This window comes from Neorhizobium sp. CSC1952, assembly GCF_030378245.1.
Taxonomy (GTDB): domain Bacteria; phylum Pseudomonadota; class Alphaproteobacteria; order Rhizobiales; family Rhizobiaceae; genus Neorhizobium; species Neorhizobium oryzae_A.
In genome coordinates this window covers 3,032,136-3,046,862 of the sequence record NZ_CP128416.1, presented here as the reverse complement: position 1 = coordinate 3,046,862, position 14,727 = coordinate 3,032,136, and the positions used below count along the sequence as shown (strand labels likewise).

19 protein-coding genes are annotated in these 14,727 nt (G+C 63.3%); 6 read left to right on the top strand and 13 right to left on the bottom strand.

Annotated elements, in window-relative coordinates; genetic code table 11:
* Position 1: 1 nt before the first annotated feature.
* The 4 genes from QTA58_RS14795 to QTA58_RS14780 form a co-directional block, all read right to left on the bottom strand.
* Entirely contained in the window at positions 2 to 202 is a 201-nt protein-coding gene (locus tag QTA58_RS14795; RefSeq protein ID WP_289669436.1) for a hypothetical protein, read from the bottom strand.
* The gene (locus QTA58_RS14790) at positions 199 to 909 is read right to left on the bottom strand and encodes a GNAT family protein (protein WP_289669435.1); all 711 of its coding nucleotides are present in this window, start codon (positions 907 to 909) and stop codon (positions 199 to 201) included. The genes QTA58_RS14795 and QTA58_RS14790 overlap by 4 nt, the downstream gene beginning before the upstream one ends.
* 233 nt (positions 910 to 1,142) lie before the next feature.
* Positions 1,143 to 1,853 carry a tellurite resistance TerB family protein gene (locus QTA58_RS14785; RefSeq protein ID WP_085420268.1) on the bottom strand — a complete coding sequence of 237 codons (711 nt, stop codon included), beginning with the start codon at positions 1,851 to 1,853 and terminating at the stop codon, positions 1,143 to 1,145.
* A gap of 92 nt (positions 1,854 to 1,945) precedes the next feature.
* Positions 1,946 to 2,584: a 2-dehydro-3-deoxy-phosphogluconate aldolase gene (locus tag QTA58_RS14780; RefSeq protein WP_085420269.1), complete on the bottom strand. Its 639-nt coding sequence runs from the start codon at positions 2,582 to 2,584 to the stop codon at positions 1,946 to 1,948.
* A 168-nt stretch (positions 2,585 to 2,752) separates the two neighbouring features.
* Here QTA58_RS14780 and QTA58_RS14775 point away from each other — a divergent pair, with 168 nt between their 5' ends.
* The 4 genes from QTA58_RS14775 to QTA58_RS14760 are packed head-to-tail and all read left to right on the top strand — an operon-like array spanning position 2,753 to position 5,507.
* A complete protein-coding gene (locus QTA58_RS14775; RefSeq protein ID WP_289669434.1) occupies positions 2,753 to 3,250 on the top strand; it encodes a CYTH domain-containing protein in 498 nt (165 codons plus the stop codon).
* The gene (locus QTA58_RS14770; protein WP_289669433.1) at positions 3,225 to 4,208 is read left to right on the top strand and encodes a CHAD domain-containing protein; all 984 of its coding nucleotides are present in this window, start codon (positions 3,225 to 3,227) and stop codon (positions 4,206 to 4,208) included. Before QTA58_RS14775 ends, QTA58_RS14770 begins: the two co-directional genes overlap by 26 nt.
* A 23-nt stretch (positions 4,209 to 4,231) precedes the next feature.
* The gene (locus QTA58_RS14765) at positions 4,232 to 5,176 is read left to right on the top strand and encodes a rhodanese-related sulfurtransferase (RefSeq protein ID WP_289669432.1); all 945 of its coding nucleotides are present in this window, start codon (positions 4,232 to 4,234) and stop codon (positions 5,174 to 5,176) included.
* A 10-nt stretch (positions 5,177 to 5,186) separates the two neighbouring features.
* On the top strand, positions 5,187 to 5,507 hold the full coding sequence (locus tag QTA58_RS14760) for a low molecular weight protein tyrosine phosphatase family protein (RefSeq protein WP_289669431.1): 321 nt from the start codon (positions 5,187 to 5,189) through the stop codon (positions 5,505 to 5,507).
* Between the two features lie 68 nt (positions 5,508 to 5,575).
* Here QTA58_RS14760 and QTA58_RS14755 read toward each other — a convergent pair whose 3' ends face one another.
* From QTA58_RS14755 to QTA58_RS14740, 4 genes are all read right to left on the bottom strand, one after another.
* Entirely contained in the window at positions 5,576 to 6,352 is a 777-nt protein-coding gene (locus tag QTA58_RS14755) for a MetQ/NlpA family ABC transporter substrate-binding protein (RefSeq protein ID WP_085420274.1), read from the bottom strand.
* A gap of 75 nt (positions 6,353 to 6,427) precedes the next feature.
* Positions 6,428 to 7,096, bottom strand: coding sequence for a methionine ABC transporter permease (locus tag QTA58_RS14750; protein WP_289669430.1), 669 nt, complete (start codon positions 7,094 to 7,096; stop codon positions 6,428 to 6,430).
* Entirely contained in the window at positions 7,086 to 8,123 is a 1,038-nt protein-coding gene (locus tag QTA58_RS14745; protein WP_289673172.1) for an ATP-binding cassette domain-containing protein, read from the bottom strand. The genes QTA58_RS14750 and QTA58_RS14745 overlap by 11 nt, the downstream gene beginning before the upstream one ends.
* Before the next feature lie 309 nt (positions 8,124 to 8,432).
* Complete coding sequence (locus QTA58_RS14740) at positions 8,433 to 9,836, bottom strand: GH1 family beta-glucosidase (RefSeq protein ID WP_289669429.1); 1,404 nt, start codon at positions 9,834 to 9,836, stop codon at positions 8,433 to 8,435.
* Between the two features lie 156 nt (positions 9,837 to 9,992).
* Here QTA58_RS14740 and QTA58_RS14735 point away from each other — a divergent pair, with 156 nt between their 5' ends.
* Together QTA58_RS14735 and QTA58_RS14730 are read left to right on the top strand one after the other, a co-directional pair.
* Positions 9,993 to 10,301, top strand: coding sequence for a type II toxin-antitoxin system HigB family toxin (locus QTA58_RS14735; protein ID WP_289669427.1), 309 nt, complete (start codon positions 9,993 to 9,995; stop codon positions 10,299 to 10,301).
* Between the two features lie 11 nt (positions 10,302 to 10,312).
* Positions 10,313 to 10,690, top strand: coding sequence for a helix-turn-helix domain-containing protein (locus QTA58_RS14730; RefSeq protein ID WP_289669426.1), 378 nt, complete (start codon positions 10,313 to 10,315; stop codon positions 10,688 to 10,690).
* Between the two features lie 12 nt (positions 10,691 to 10,702).
* Here the strand turns inward: QTA58_RS14730 and QTA58_RS14725 are convergent, their stop codons facing one another.
* From QTA58_RS14725 to QTA58_RS14705, 5 genes are all read right to left on the bottom strand, one after another.
* The gene (locus tag QTA58_RS14725) at positions 10,703 to 11,875 is read right to left on the bottom strand and encodes a Gfo/Idh/MocA family oxidoreductase (protein ID WP_289669425.1); all 1,173 of its coding nucleotides are present in this window, start codon (positions 11,873 to 11,875) and stop codon (positions 10,703 to 10,705) included.
* Between the two features lie 50 nt (positions 11,876 to 11,925).
* A complete protein-coding gene (locus QTA58_RS14720; RefSeq protein ID WP_289669424.1) occupies positions 11,926 to 12,339 on the bottom strand; it encodes a DUF2442 domain-containing protein in 414 nt (137 codons plus the stop codon).
* The gene (locus tag QTA58_RS14715; RefSeq protein ID WP_289669422.1) at positions 12,332 to 12,559 is read right to left on the bottom strand and encodes a DUF4160 domain-containing protein; all 228 of its coding nucleotides are present in this window, start codon (positions 12,557 to 12,559) and stop codon (positions 12,332 to 12,334) included. Before QTA58_RS14715 ends, QTA58_RS14720 begins: the two co-directional genes overlap by 8 nt.
* Before the next feature lie 69 nt (positions 12,560 to 12,628).
* Complete coding sequence (locus QTA58_RS14710) at positions 12,629 to 13,681, bottom strand: sugar phosphate isomerase/epimerase (protein WP_289669421.1); 1,053 nt, start codon at positions 13,679 to 13,681, stop codon at positions 12,629 to 12,631.
* An 80-nt stretch (positions 13,682 to 13,761) separates the two neighbouring features.
* The gene (locus tag QTA58_RS14705) at positions 13,762 to 14,727 is read right to left on the bottom strand and encodes a substrate-binding domain-containing protein (RefSeq protein WP_085420282.1); all 966 of its coding nucleotides are present in this window, start codon (positions 14,725 to 14,727) and stop codon (positions 13,762 to 13,764) included.

Below are 14,727 nucleotides of genomic sequence, written 5' to 3'. Positions count from 1 at the left end.
GTTATTTCCGCCGCTGGTAACGCGCCCTCAGCCAGAAGACCGCGAAGAAGCAGAGCAGCAGCGCCGCGCCGACCACGACGGCCAGGGCCGGCGAATAATTGCCGATCGCAAGCACGACCGTCGGCAGGAAATAGATCACCACGATGGCGCAGACGAGGATGACGGCGGCGGCGATCGCCTGGGATTTTGCCTCCGGCGTCATTGCACCGCCTCCCGGGCCACCGCTTCCTTTGCGAGCTCGGCGCGGATGTCTTCAAGGCGCCGCTTCTGCCGGCCGTCCGCATCGAAATTCTCCGGCGCAAGCCAGGCTTCGAAAGCGGCCTTCTGCATGGGCCATTCGGCATCGATCATCGAGAACCAGGCCGTGTCGCGATTGGCGCCCTTGGAGATGACGTGCTGGCGGAAGACGCCCTCGAAGGTGAAGCCGTAGCGCCGCGCGGTCGTCTTGCTCGCCTCGTTCTCGTTATGGCACTTCCATTCGTAGCGGCGGTAGCCGAGATCGTCGAAGACGTGCTTCGCCATCAGGTAATGCGCTTCGGTCGAAAGCGGCGAGCGCTTCATGGCAAGCCCGTGGGCGACGGAGCCGACCTCCACCACGCCGTTCTTCGGGTCGGGCCGCATGTAGCTCGCCATGCCGACCACCTTGCCGGTGGCGTTTTCGCGGAAGATCAGCGTCACCCAGTTCGAGGCGGAGCGTGCGTTTTCGATCCAGGCGCCCAGCTCTTCGGCTTCGGCGAACGCGTCGTTGGGGAAATATTTCAGCAGCTCGTTGATGCCCGCCTTGCCGCCCAGCGCATCCCACAGCGCCTGAAGGTGCTTTTCCTTCTCATAGGGTTCGAGCGTCACGAACCGGCCCTTGAGGGTGACCGGAGCCGGGGCGGCCACTTTGTAGTTCTTGAGATCGCGCATGTATGCCTCTGGATTGACGCCAAGAGGCTTAGGCCAGCGAAAGGGGAAAGGCAACGGGAGAGATCGGCGTAGATATCTATGCCCCTCACCCTCACCCTCACCCTCACCCTCGCCCTAACCCTCTCCCCGCAGGCGGGGAGAGGGGACGTGCCCCACACATCGCTGAAGATGAAGGAAAGCGGTGCGGCATATCACTTCTCCCCGCTGGGGAGAAGAAGGAGCCAGCGGCTTGCTCAGGCCTTCACCTTCGCCGCCGAAACAGTGGCGTCGATATGGTCGATCAGCGCGTCGGCCAAGCCGAGGCGGCCGGCGAGCAGGTCGAGATAGCCGCGTTCGGCCCGCGTATCGGGATCGATCGTCATGCGGGTTGCCGTATAGAGCTCCACCTTCTGCTCTTCCGTGCGCGCGGCGGCGACGAGATCGTCCATGTCGACCGGGTTCGCCAGCTCGTTCTCGATGAAGGCTTCCGCTTCCGCCCCGAGATCGACCGCATGGACCTTGTCCATGATGTTGGCGCGTTCGGAAGCGTCGATATGCCCGTCGGCCTTGGCGGCGGCGATCATGGCGCGCAGCAGCGTCAGCGCGAAATCGTTGGAAAGCTGCGGCGACTGCGGATGGAAGGGCGAATCGGCAGGCGGCAGGAGCGGCGTCTCGGTCTGCGGAGCCGGCTGCGGCGCGGCCTCGGGCGACTGGCCGGACTTGTAGTTCTTGTAGGCGAGATAGCCGAGCCCGGCGATCGCTGCGAGCCCGCCGGCCGTCGCCACGTTGCCCGCGAGCTTGCGGCCGGTCTTGGTGCCGAGAAGGGCCGCGACGATCGCGCCGGTGGCAAGCGGATTGTCCTTGGCGAGCTGGCCCGCCTGCCCTGCCCTGTCCCTGACCGTTCCCGAAAGCCCGGGCACCTGCGAACCCAGGAACTGGTCGAGAAGCTTCTTGGCGTCAAACATCGCACGATCTCCCTGTTGCGCTTCGGGAACAACATAGGAATGCGATTGTGAATTTACAAAGACAGGTTGCGGAAAGGCGTTGCCGGGGGGGCTTACGCCTTCAGCGCCGCCGCTTCCGAGGCGAGCTTCGTGATACCGGCCCAATCGCCCGCCGCGACCAGTTCCTTCGGCGCCACCCAGGAGCCGCCGACGCAGACGACGTTCGGCAGCGAGAGATAGTCGTTGGCGTTCTTCAGCGAAACGCCGCCGGTCGGGCAGAAGAGCGTGCCGGAGAGCGGCGAAGACAGTGCCTTGAGATAGGCCGCACCGCCGGCCTGCTCGGCCGGAAAGAACTTCATCACGTCGTAGCCGGCCTCGCGAAGCGCCATGACCTCGCTCGCGGTCGCCGCACCCGGCAGAAGCGGAATTTCGGAACCCTCGGCGGCGGCGGCGATGCCGGGCGTCACGCCGGGGCTGACGATGAAGGTCGAGCCCGCCTTGACGGCCGCGTCGAAATCCTTCGCGTTGAGGATGGTGCCGGCGCCCACATTGGCGCCCTCGACTTCGGCGGCCACCGCCCTCACCGCATCGAGGGCTGCCGGCGTGCGCATGGTGATCTCGATCGCCTTCAGCCCGCCGGCGACGAGCGCTTTCGCGAGCCCCACCGCCGACTTCGCGTCGTCCACGATCAGCACCGGCACAACGGGCTGCAGCTTCAGGATGGAAAGCAGCTTTTCGGTCTTGCCGGACATGGCGCATAACTCCGCTAAAACGATTGAAAACCGAAGGGGGAGATAGCGCCCAAGCCTGCCGTTGTCGAGAAAAAACCGGGCGGACCGCATGACGGGTTTGCCAAGGAGCGAGTTTGCACTAGGTTGCGGCAAGGGGTTGTAAAAGTTCCCGGAGTGGCGGACCCGCGCATGGCCAAGGAAATCGAACGGAAGTTTCTCGTAAAGGACGATGGCTGGCGGGCGGCGGTCTCGTCATCCTCGGATTTCCTGCAGGCCTATGTCGCTTCCGGTGACGACCGCTCGGTCCGCGTCCGGATCATGGACGGCGCCCGCGCCAGGCTCACCATCAAGCTCGGCAGGAACCTCCTCGCCCGCGACGAATTCGAATACGACATTCCTCTCGCGGATGCGCAGGAAATGGCCGCGAACGCCGTCGGCATCGTGCTCGAGAAGACCCGCCACGAGGTCGTGCACGAAGGCTATACCTGGGAGGTGGACGTCTATGAAGGCACCTACAAGGGGCTTGTCGTGGCTGAGGTGGAGATAGAGGATGAGGACGCGGAGCCGGAATTGCCCGATTGGGTGGGCCAGGAGATCACCGGCGACCGGCGATATTCGAACGTGGTGATGGCGACAGAGGATTTGAGCGGGGAGCTGTGTCATGGCCTATCGTCTGCGGCCCGCTAAACCCTTCACCGCCGAGTTCCGCTCGGTGGCGGAAAGCCAGTTCTCGCACGCGATCCGGCTTCTCGAAGAACAGCCCGACGGCCCCCACGAGGCCGTGCACGACGCCCGGAAACGCTTCAAGCGGCTGCGCGCCCTCTACCGGCTGGTCCAGCCGGACGCTAAGGAATTCCGTCGGCGGGAGAACGACCGCATCCGGGAGATGGCGAAGACGCTGTCCGCCGTGCGCGACGCGACCGCTCTGGTCGAGACCGTGAACTATCTCGCGGAGCACGCGGGTTCGCCGGAGGAGATGGCAGCGCTTGCCGTCGCCTCCAAGGCGCTGACGGAGCGGCGCGACCGGATCGCTTCCGAGGAACACGACCTGCCCGCCAAGATGGCCGCCGCCGCGAAGACCTGCCGCGAGGCGATCGCGGCCCTGCAGGACCTCGATCTCGACGACAATCCGCACAGGACCGCCAAAAGGCTGGCGAAGGCCTGGAAGAAGCAGCGGCTGAAGGCGCATGGCGCGCTTGCCGCCTGCGAAGCGCACGCGGATGCCGAGGCCTATCACGAGCTTCGCAAATGCGGCCAGACCTATTGGATGCATCTGTCGCTCGCCGGCGGGATCTGGCCCTCCGCCATGCTCGCCAAACAGAGAGAGGCAAAGGAGCTCGTCGACCTCCTCGGCCATGAGCACGACCTTTCCGTGCTGACGGGGCTCGTCAACGAGAACCCGGAGCTTTTCGGCGACGGCGATACGCTGGCGCTCATCCTCGGCGCGATCATCGCGCGCCAGCAGACGCTGAGACACGAGGCGCTGGAAAAGGCCCGCGAAGTCTTCGCCGACGGCGCGGATGCCGAAAGCGGCTTCGTCTCCCTGCTCTGGGAGAAGGCGGCGACCGCGTCCCGCAGGAAGCGAAAGGCCGGGGCCTACAAAGCCAACGGCAAGGCCGACAAAGAAACGGCGTTGCGCGGATAGGCGTCAGCCTGTATTTCAGCGCCATGACAGACAACCTGACCCAACCCCGCCCGGAGGCGACCGGCGCCTTCCTCGTGGCCGCGCTCTACCATTTCGCGCGCTTCGAACGCTTCGAGGCCTTCCGCGAACCGCTGCAGGCGCTGTGCGACGAGAACGGCATCAAGGGCACGCTGCTGATCGCCCGCGAGGGCATCAACGGCACGGTCGCCGGCTCCGATGCGGCGATCGCCCGCCTCATCGCCTATCTGCGCGCCCAGCCGGAATTCGCCACTCTGGAGCACAAGGAAAGCCGGGCATCGAAGATGCCCTTCCTGCGCATGAAGGTGCGGCCGAAGAAGGAAATCGTGACGATGGGCGTCGAGGACATCGACCCCAACCGCATCGTCGGCACCTATGTCGATCCGAAGGACTGGAACGCACTGATCTCCGATCCGGACACGATCGTCATCGACACGCGCAACGACTACGAGACGGCGATCGGCATCTTCAAGGGCGCCGTCGATCCGAAGACCAGGACCTTTCGCGAATTTCCGGACTGGGTCAAGAACAATCCCGGCCTGCACAACAAACCGAAGATCGCCATGTACTGCACCGGCGGCATCCGCTGCGAGAAGGCGACCGCCTTCATGAAGGAACAGGGTTTCGACGAAGTCTACCACCTCAGGGGCGGCATCCTGAAGTACCTGGAGGAGGTGCCTCAAGAGGAAAGCCTCTGGGAAGGCGCCTGCTTCGTCTTCGACGAGCGCGTCTCGGTCGAGCACGGCTTGAAGGAAGGCAACCACAAGCTCTGCCACGCCTGCCGCAACCCGATCACCGCCGAAGAAGTCACCTCGCAATATTACGAGGAAGGCGTCTCCTGCTCGAACTGCTACCACACGCGCACCGAAGAGGACCGGCTCCGCTACCGTCAGCGCCAGCACCAGATCGCGCTCGCCAAAAAGCGCGGCCAGAAGCATATCGGCGGGTGAGTGCGAAGAATTGAAGAACGTTCTGTTCGTATGCAGTCAGAACAAGCTTCGTAGCCCGACGGCAGAACAGGTCTTTGCGGATTGGCCGGGTATCGAAGTTTTATCCGCAGGCACCAACAATGGTGCAGAGAACCCTCTATCGCACGAACTGATAGACTGGGCCGACGTCATCTTCGTCATGGAAAAGGCCCACCTGACAAAGGTGCGGCACAGGTATCGATCCGCACTCAGGGACAGCAGGCTGATTTGCCTGGACATTCCGGACGATTACGACTTCATGGACCCTGCACTGATCCAGATCCTGAAAGCCAAGGTGCCGCGATACCTCTAAACTTCGTGCCGAAAAAAGCCGGCCCCTTTTGAGAGCCGGCTCGTTACTTGACAAAGACAGGTGTTCGCTTACCAGGCGGCGATGACCGCGCCGTTGAACGTGGTGTTGACGAAGTCCTTTACCGCATCGCTGTGATAGGCTTCGATCAGCGTCTTGACCCAGGCCGCGTCCTTGTCCTTGGCGTTGACGGCGATCACGTTGATATACGGAGCCTTTTCGCCTTCGCGGGCGATGGGGTCGGTCTTCGGGTTGAGGCCGGCTTCCAGCGCATAGTTGGTGTTGATCACCGAAGCGTCCACATCGTCGAGCGAGCGCGGAAGCTGGGCGGCGTCCAGCTCGGCGAACTCGATGTTCTTCGGGTTCTCGGTAACGTCGGCCGGGCCGATCTTCAGGCCCTTGGCGGCATCCACCTTGATGAGGCCCTGATCGGCGAGGATCAGGAGCGCGCGGCCGCCGTTCGTCGGATCGTTCGGGATGGCGATCGTGGCGCCGTCCTTCAGCTCGGAAAGGCTCTTCGCCTTCTTGGAATAGACGCCCATCGGGAAGTTGACGGTCTGGGCGACGCTGACGAGATCGAACTTGCGGTCGGCCACCTGGTTGTCGAGATAGGGCTGGTGCTGGAAGGAATTGGCGTTGAGCTCGCCGTCCGCCAGCGCCTGGTTCGGCACGACATAGTCGGAGAATTCCAGGATTTCGATATTGAGGCCCTTGGCGGCCGCGATTTCCTTCACCTTTTCCATGATCTGGGCATGCGGACCGGGCGTCACGCCGATCTTGATGTCTTCGGCGAAGGCCGTGGCGACGGAGAAGGCGGCGAAGGCGGCCGCCAGGATGAGCTTCTTCATGGATGTCTCCTTTTATCGTTTGAACGGTTTGTCATGCGGCCAGTCTTGGGAGGCTGGATTTCGGGGATACTGCAATCAGGTCTTGCGGCTGCGCTTGTCGAAACGGCGGGCGAGCGCATCGCCGAGGCTCTGGATCGCCTGCACGAGCACGATCAGCACCACGACGACGGCGAGCATCACGTCCGGCATGAAGCGCTGATAGCCGTAGCGGATGCCGAGATCGCCAAGACCTCCGCCGCCGACCGCGCCGACCATGGCCGAATAGCCGACCAGGCTGACGAGCGTGAGGGTGAGCGCCAGGGTGAGCCCCGGCTTCGCCTCGGCGAGCAGCACCTTGAAGACGATCTGCAGCGGCGTGGCGCCCATGGCGCGGGCGGCCTCGATCAGCCCCTTGTCCACCTCGCGGATCGCCGCCTCCGCAAGCCGCGCGACGAAGGGAATGGTCGCGACGGTGAGCGGCACGATCGCCGCATAGGTGCCGATCGACGTGCCGGTGACGAGGCGGGTGAAGGGAATGATCGCCACGACCAGGATGATGAAGGGCGTCGAACGCGCCGCATTGACGATCGCGCCGATGATGCGGTTGCTGACCGGCGCGGGAAAAAGCTCGCCCTTGCCGCTGGTCGCCAGGAACACGCCGATCGGCAGGCCGATCAGGGAACCGATCAGACCGGCGGCGGCAACCATTTGAAGGGTTTGCGAAAGCGCCTTGAGGAGCAGGTTGAAGAGCATGTCAGGCGACATAACCGAGCACCTCCGTTTGAAGTCCGGTTTCACGGTAGAAGCGCTCGGCGCGGGCCAGCACCTCCGGCGTCGCCGCATAGGAGATGACCAGCGAACCGTAGGGCTCGCCGGCGATCTCGTCGATCGTGCCGGCGATGATGTTCACTTCCGAGCCGAGCTCCTGGATGAGCTTCGAGATCAAAGGCTGCTGCGCCGTCTCGCCGAAGAAGGTGACGCGCACCACGGCGCGCGAGACGGCCTGCGGTGTGGCGGCAAGCTTGCGGGCGATCGCTTCCGGCAGCTTGGCGCCGGCAAGCCCGGACAGCAGCGCCCGGGTCGTCTCATGCTTCGGGTCCGTGAAGACGTCGAAGGTGCGGCCCTTCTCGATGATCTTGCCGCGGTCGATCACCGCGACATCCGAGGCGATGGTCTTCACCACCTCCATCTCGTGGGTGATGAGCAGAACGGTGAGCCCGAGTTCGGCATTGATCTGCTTGAGGAGCGCCAGGATCGACTGGGTGGTTTCCGGATCGAGCGCCGAGGTCGCCTCGTCGGACAGGAGCAGCTTCGGCGAGGTGGCGAGCGCCCGGGCGATGCCGACGCGCTGCTTCTGGCCGCCGGAAAGCTCCGAAGGATAACGCCCCGCCTTGTCGCCGAGGCCGACGAGATCGAGGAGCGGCCCGACCTTGTCCTTGATCGCCTGCCTGCCGAGACCGGCGATTTCGAGCGGCAGCGCGACGTTCTCGAACGCCGTGCGCGAGGAGAGCAGGTTGAAATGCTGGAAGATCATGCCGATCTGGCGGCGCAGGTCCCGAAGCCCGCTTTCGGCAAGTCCGCCGACTTCGACGCCGTCCACGACGACGCGGCCGGACGTCGCTTTTTCGAGGCCGTTGACGAGACGGATCAGCGTCGACTTGCCGGCGCCGGAACGGCCGATAATACCGGTGATGGCGCCCCGGGCGACGGAAAGATCGATGCCGTCGAGCGCGGTGAACTGGTTCTGGCCGTTGCTGCCAAAGCGCTTGGTCACCGCTTCGAAGGCGACCATGGGTGCGGCCTCTGCCTGGGGCAGCGGGGCGGAACGGGCCGCGGCATGTGCGAGTTTCATTTCAGGCTCTCAGAGTTCAGTCAGGTCATCCCGGCGACAGGATCGCCGTTTCCGTTCATGCGGCCCAGTTACAGGACTACGCGGCACATTCGATGACAGGTGACTTTCCGGAGCATTGCGATCGGCTTTCGTCTGAGACCGGGCGGCCTCTTTTCGATGCCGCATAAATGCCCGGACACGCCTCCGTTTAACAGGGATGATTTTTCAATTATCCTGAAGTACAGGAAAATCTTTCTCGCAGCTGCGAAATCAGGCCCGTTTGTGGTTGCCTTTCGGGAATTGCGAGGCGAGCTCGCGATACCACTTGCCGCTCTTCTTGATCGTCCGCTCCTGGGTCTCGTAATTCACGTGCACGAGACCGAACCGCATGCGGTAGCCTTCGGCCCATTCGAAATTGTCCATCAGGCTCCAGGCGAAGTACCCCTTCATCGGATAGCCGTCCTCGATGAGGTCTGCCACCACGTTGAGGTGCTCGATATAATAGTCCAGACGCGGCTGGTCATCCACCTCCCCGTTCACCGGCGACCTGTTGTAGCAGGCGCCGTTCTCGGTGATGTAGCAATCCGGCAGGTCGTAGCGGCGGTAGAGATCCTCGACGAGCAGCTTGAGGCCGGGCGCATAGACTTCCCAGCCGATATCCGTCTTGACGTCGCTGGCGCGCTTGGCTTCCGCCGTCCAGGGAAAATCGCCCCTGCGCTCCGGATCGTCGTGGACGCGCGTCGGCGTGTAATAGTTGAGACCCCACCAGTCGAGTTTCTGGTTGATGATCTTGAGGTCGCCCTCCTCCACCGCCGGCATGCGGTCTCCGAGCGCCTCCAGGAATTCCTTCGGGTATTCGCCCTTGAAGACCGGATCGAAGAAGGCGCCGTTGTGGAACTGGTGGGCGCGTTCGCTGGCGGCGAGATCGGCCGGGCTGTCGGAACCCGGAATGACCGAGCTCGCATTGATGACGATGCCGGCCGGTACGTTCGGCGTCACATGGCGGATCGCCTCGACGCCGAGGCCGTGGGCGAGGTTGACATGGTGCATGGCGGCGAGCGCTGCTTCCATGTTCCGCTCGCCCGGCGCATGGATGCCGTAGAGGTGGCTGAGCCAGACGATGCACCAGGGCTCGTTGAAGGTCGCGACGGCGTCGAGCCGGTCCCCGAGCCGGGCCATCACCACCTTGGCATAGCGCTGGAAGGCATAGGCGGTCGAACGCGCGGCCCAGCCGCCCTCGCCCATCAGCGAAAGCGGCAGGTCCCAATGGTAGAGGGTCGCATAGGTCTTGATGCCGCGCGCCTTGCAGCCGTCGATCAGCCGGTCGTAGAAATCCAGGCCTTTCTCGTTGATACGGCCGGTGCCTTCCGGAATGATGCGCGGCCAGGCGATCGAAAACCGATAGGCCTCGACGCCCATGTCCTTGATCAGGTCGAGATCCTCTTCCCAGCGGTTGTAGTGGTCGCAGGCGACATCCCCGTTGTGGCGCTGATAGACCCGGCCCGGCATGTTCGAGAAGGCATCCCAAATGGAAGGCTTGCGGCCGTCCGCCTTGGTCGAACCTTCGATCTGGTAGGAAGCGGTCGCGACGCCGAACAGGAAATCGCCGGGGAAGCGGGCTGCGAGGGTCTTGGGGTCAGAGACCTGAGGATCGGGAGCTTGAGGATCGGTCATGGTTGCCAGCCTGTCTGTTTCTCGGCCTGAGCCATCGTTGCGCGGCGGTTTAACCAAGGCAGACCCGGTTGTACAGGGTTTTGGGCAGATTTCTGCAACGTTGCAGAGATAACGAGGCGCTTGTTTCCAAATTGGGAACCCGCTATATGAACAGCAATGCGCGTCATTGCAAAGTCTACGCTCGTGAAGTTCTGCCAGCGGCTACCGAAGGGACAACGAGCGGCGGCTGAAACTGCCATGGCGGACTGGCATACGACGATCTCGAATGCCGAATGGAAGAATTTCGGGGATGTGAAGGCGACGTTCAATTCGGCGGACTACGTGTCCGGCGGCAAAATCGTCTTTGATGTCGGTGGCAACAAATACCGGATCGTCGCGCTCATCGGCTTTCGGACCCAGCGAGTTTTCATCCTCTTCGTCGGGACGCACGCCGAATATGACCGCATCGATGTCGCAAAGCTTTGAAGAGGCCGGAAATGGATATCGGTTCTGTACGCACCCTGCTCGATGAGGCGGAATACGAGGAAGCCCTGAAAGCGGTGCGGCCCTATTTCGAGAGCGAACCCGAGGACGGCACGATCGAGGCCGCCCATTTCGACGCGCTCGTGCTCTTGATCGAAGAGTATGAGGCCAAGCACTATCCGATACCGCAGGCTTCGCCGGTCGAGGTGCTGAAGTCGGTCATGGAGGCGAACAACTACACCCGCGCCGACCTGATCGAGATCGTCGGCTCGAAATCCCGCGCCGCCGACCTGTTGAACGGACGGCGCGAGATCAATCTCGACCAGATCAAGAAGATCAGCCGGGCGTGGAATATCCCGGCTGGTGCGCTTGTTGGTCAGATTTCCCGCTAAAGGCTTGAGCTCCTACAGCTTCACCCAGGCGCCGTTCTTCTTCGAGGACGCCACGCAGGCTTCGACGAAGGCCACACCCTTCACCCCATCGTCGACGGTGGGATAGATGACGCCCTTGTCCAGCTTGGCGCCCTTCTTCTTCGCGTTGATGGCGTGGGCCGCTTCCGTATAGATCGTCGCGAAGGCTTCGAGATAACCTTCCGGATGGCCGGACGGAATGCGGGACACACGGGCGGCGGCGGGACCGGCGCCGGCGCCGTTGCGGGTAATCAGCCGCTTCGGCTCGCCGAAGGGCGTAAACCACAGGTAGTTCGAATCGGCCTGCACCCATTCGATGCCGCCTTTCGTGCCGTAGACGCGGATCTTCAGGCCGTTCTCGTGGCCGGGCGCCACCTGGCTGCACCAGAGCATGCCCTTGGCACCGCCTTCGAAGCGCAGCAGCACATGCGCGTTGTCGTCCAGCCGGCGGCCCTCGACGAAACTGTCGAGATCGGCGGCCAGGCTTTCCAGCGTCAGGCCGGTGATGAAGGAGGCGAGGTTATAGGCATGCGTGCCGATGTCGCCGGTCGAGCCACCCGCACCCGACTGGGCCGGATCGGTGCGCCAGACGGCCTGCTTGGCGCCGGTCTGCTCGACGGCTTCCGTCAGCCAGTCCTGCGGATATTCCACCTGCACCACCCGGATCTTGCCGAGATCGCCGTTCTGCACCATCTCGCGGGCCTGCCGCACCATCGGATAGCCGGTGTAATTGTGGGTGAGGATGAAGAGCGCGTCGCTTTCGTCCGCCACCTTCTTGAGCTTCTTCGCATCGGCAAGATTGGAGGTCAGCGGCTTGTCGCAGATGACATGGATGCCGCGCTTCAGGAACTCCTTGGCCGCATCGTAATGGACATGGTTCGGCGTGACGATCGACACCGCCTCGATGCCGTCCTTCAGGCGGGCTTCGCGGATCGCCATCTCCTTGTAGCTGCCATAGGTGCGCGACGGATCGAGCCCGAGATCGCGGCCGGACGCGATCGCCTTTTCCGGCGTGGAGGAAAGCGCTCCCGCCACCAGATCGAACTGGTCGTCCAGCCGCGCCGCGATGCGATGCACCGCGCCGATGAACGCGCCGGCCCCGCCGCCCACCATGCCGAGCCGGATGCGCGGCTCACGCGCCTGTTCGTCTTTGCCTTCGATTGCCATGAAATATCCTCTCCTCGAAAAATTATCTGCCGGTCAGCAAAGGTGTGCCGTCAGGAGCCGTTCGCCGTCTTCCGGGGGCGGCCGCCCTTTGCTCCATTCGCACGGCTTGCTGCCACTTTCGCCGATGATCTGGATTGCCCGCCCTTGCGCTGCGCTTCCATAAAGGTTCGACTACCGAAAATACCGCTCATAAGACCGGAGATCGAATAATCGACATCCAGGCTTTCCCAGTGCAGACCGGTCTCGCCGAGAAGCTCCACCTCTGCCAGCTGTTCGTCGGTGGCATCTGTCAGGCCTTCCAGCGAACGCGCCGGGACCATGAAGGCAGCGCCGTTCGCAAACTCGACGACGATGCGGCCGGACAAGGCATCGAAACGAACGGAGACCGGAATCGGTCTCTGCGACCGCTCCGTTTCCCATCGCCGTTTGGCCTCGGCGAGTTCTGTGTCCGTGACTTCAACCATGGTATTTCCTCCAGGTCTCCTGGAATAATTGCCGGTTCGCCTCGATGACCGCTACCGCCCGCCGGACATCCCGGTCGGACATCCCACCCTGGGTCAGAACCTTCAGCGTCACGATATCGATGCGCGCTTCGCCGTCGCCGTAGACATGGACGTGAGGCGGCTCGTGATCCGCGGTGTAGATGACGAACCGCAGTCCATGCTGCCTAAGGACGGTGACCATGCAATAAATAACCCAACAAGTTAGGTTTTTCAAGCATCAACGGCACCGCCTCTATTCCAGTTTTCAGCTTCAAAGCCCCAGCATCCGCCGGTTCGCTGCCTGATCCGTACCGCCCGAGGCGAAGTCGTCGAAGGCCTTTTCGGTGACGCGGATGATATGCGCCTTCACGAACTCGGCGCCCTCGCGCGCTCCGTCTTCCGGGTGCTTCAGCGCGCATTCCCATTCGACCACGGCCCAGCCGTCGAAGTCGTTGGCCGCCATCTTGGAGAAGATCGCGCCGAAATCGACCTGGCCGTCGCCCGGCGAACGGAACCGGCCGGCGCGCTCAACCCAGCCCTGATAGCCGCCATAGACGCCCTGCCGGCCGGTCGGGTTGAATTCCGCGTCCTTGACGTGGAACATCTTGATCCGGTCCTTGTAGATGTCGATGTTGTCGAGATAATCCAGGCACTGCAGCACGTAGTGCGACGGGTCGTAGAGCATGTTGGCTCTGCTGTGGTTCTTCACGCGCTCCAGGAACATCTCGAAGGTGACGCCGTCATGCAGGTCCTCGCCCGGATGGATCTCGTAAGCGACGTCCACACCGCACTCTTCGGCATGGTTGAGGATCGGCAGCCAGCGCCTGGCGAGTTCGTCGAAGGCGGTCTCGACAAGGCCGGCGGGGCGCTGCGGCCAGGGATAGATGAACGGCCAGGCAAGCGCGCCGGAAAAGGTCGCATGCGCCTTGATGCCGAGGTTCTTCGAGGCGGTCAGCGCCATCTTCACCTGCTCGACCGCCCATTCCTGCCGGGCCTTCGGGTTGCCGCGCATCTCCGGCACGGTGAAACCGTCGAAGGCCTCGTCATAGGCCGGATGGACGGCGACGAGCTGGCCCTGCAGATGGGTGGAAAGCTCGGTCACCTCGACGCCGTTCTGGCGCGCGATGCCGGCGAATTCGTCGCAATAGTCCTTGGAGGTCGCGGCCTTCTGGAGGTCGATGAGCTGGCCGGCCCAGGTCGGCACCTGAACGCCGATATAGCCTTTCTCGGCCGCCCATTTGGTGATCCCGTCCCAGGAATTGAACGGCGCGGCGTCTCCCGCGAACTGGCCGAGAAAAATGGCAGGACCTTTGATCGTCTTCATGATTTTCCTCCCTGGGAATGGGTGAGAATATTAACAGGCATGAAAAAGGGCGCGCCCGCGAAGGCGCGCCCCTCCGATGGTCAGAACGGAGAGTCCGGGAAGTAGAACTGCTCCGCGTTGTCCTTGGTCACCAGCGTGGCGTCGAGGATGTATTCGCCGCTCACCGGAACCTGGTCGTAGAAATTGGCGGCGGTAAGCTGCATGGCGGTCGCCACCATCGCCGGCGGATAGAGCACGTCGACCGGCACCATCTTGTCGCCGTCCATGACGCGCTTGATCATGTCCTTGGAGCCGGCGCCGGCGACGATATACTGGATGTCAGTGCGCTTGGCCTGTTCGATCGCTTCGAGAACGCCGACGGCCATGTCGTCGTCCTGACACCAGACCACGTCGATCTTCGGGTACTTGGTGAGATAGTCCTGCATGACGCGGAAGGCGTCGTCGCGGTTCCAGTTGCCGTACTGGCGTTCCAGGATCTTGACGCCCGAACCGGCGATGCCCTTGTCGAAACCGTCCTGGCGCTGCTGGTCGATCGGGATCGGCAGGCCGCGGATGACGACGACCTCGGCATTCGGCGTGGTCTCGGCGATATACTTGCCGGCGACTTCGCCGAGCGCCGGGTTGTTGCCGGCGACGTAGAGATCGCGGATCGAGTTGTCGTTGACGGAAGGCGCGCGGTCGACCAGCGCCACGAAGGCGCCCGAGTCCTTGACCTGCTGGATGGCGTTGACCAGCGGATCCGGGTCGGACGGCAGGATGACGAGCGCATCGAGCCCCTGGACCGCGAGGTCCTGCACCGCGTTCGCCTGGCTTGCCGCATCCGGCGAGGTCTTGACGATGACGTTGAGGCCCGGATGCTCCTGCATCAGGAGCTTTGCGACGCGTTCGGCGTGGAACACGACACCGGCGGTCCAGCCGTGGTCGGCGGCAGGAATGGAGACGCCGATCGTCACCTTTTTCTGCTCCTGCGCCCAGCCGAGGCTGGGGCCGGCGGCAACCGAAGCGGCAAGCGCCGCAGCGGCCAGCCCGAAAGTTCTTCTACGCAT

Coding starts and splice junctions, on each gene's coding strand:
- QTA58_RS14795 (WP_289669436.1), bottom strand. CDS start 202: ATGACGCCGGAGGCAAAATCCCAGGCGATCGCCGCCGCCGTCATCCTC.
- QTA58_RS14790 (WP_289669435.1), bottom strand. CDS start 909: ATGCGCGATCTCAAGAACTACAAAGTGGCCGCCCCGGCTCCGGTCACC.
- QTA58_RS14785 (WP_085420268.1), bottom strand. CDS start 1,853: ATGTTTGACGCCAAGAAGCTTCTCGACCAGTTCCTGGGTTCGCAGGTG.
- QTA58_RS14780 (WP_085420269.1), bottom strand. CDS start 2,584: ATGTCCGGCAAGACCGAAAAGCTGCTTTCCATCCTGAAGCTGCAGCCC.
- QTA58_RS14775 (WP_289669434.1), top strand. CDS start 2,753: ATGGCCAAGGAAATCGAACGGAAGTTTCTCGTAAAGGACGATGGCTGG.
- QTA58_RS14770 (WP_289669433.1), top strand. CDS start 3,225: ATGGCCTATCGTCTGCGGCCCGCTAAACCCTTCACCGCCGAGTTCCGC.
- QTA58_RS14765 (WP_289669432.1), top strand. CDS start 4,232: ATGACAGACAACCTGACCCAACCCCGCCCGGAGGCGACCGGCGCCTTC.
- QTA58_RS14755 (WP_085420274.1), bottom strand. CDS start 6,352: ATGAAGAAGCTCATCCTGGCGGCCGCCTTCGCCGCCTTCTCCGTCGCC.
- QTA58_RS14750 (WP_289669430.1), bottom strand. CDS start 7,096: ATGTCGCCTGACATGCTCTTCAACCTGCTCCTCAAGGCGCTTTCGCAA.
- QTA58_RS14745 (WP_289673172.1), bottom strand. CDS start 8,123: ATGGTCGCCTTCGAAGCGGTGACCAAGCGCTTTGGCAGCAACGGCCAG.
- QTA58_RS14740 (WP_289669429.1), bottom strand. CDS start 9,836: ATGACCGATCCTCAAGCTCCCGATCCTCAGGTCTCTGACCCCAAGACC.
- QTA58_RS14735 (WP_289669427.1), top strand. CDS start 9,993: ATGCGCGTCATTGCAAAGTCTACGCTCGTGAAGTTCTGCCAGCGGCTA.
- QTA58_RS14730 (WP_289669426.1), top strand. CDS start 10,313: ATGGATATCGGTTCTGTACGCACCCTGCTCGATGAGGCGGAATACGAG.
- QTA58_RS14725 (WP_289669425.1), bottom strand. CDS start 11,875: ATGGCAATCGAAGGCAAAGACGAACAGGCGCGTGAGCCGCGCATCCGG.
- QTA58_RS14720 (WP_289669424.1), bottom strand. CDS start 12,339: ATGGTTGAAGTCACGGACACAGAACTCGCCGAGGCCAAACGGCGATGG.
- QTA58_RS14715 (WP_289669422.1), bottom strand. CDS start 12,559: ATGGTCACCGTCCTTAGGCAGCATGGACTGCGGTTCGTCATCTACACC.
- QTA58_RS14710 (WP_289669421.1), bottom strand. CDS start 13,681: ATGAAGACGATCAAAGGTCCTGCCATTTTTCTCGGCCAGTTCGCGGGA.
- QTA58_RS14705 (WP_085420282.1), bottom strand. CDS start 14,727: ATGCGTAGAAGAACTTTCGGGCTGGCCGCTGCGGCGCTTGCCGCTTCG.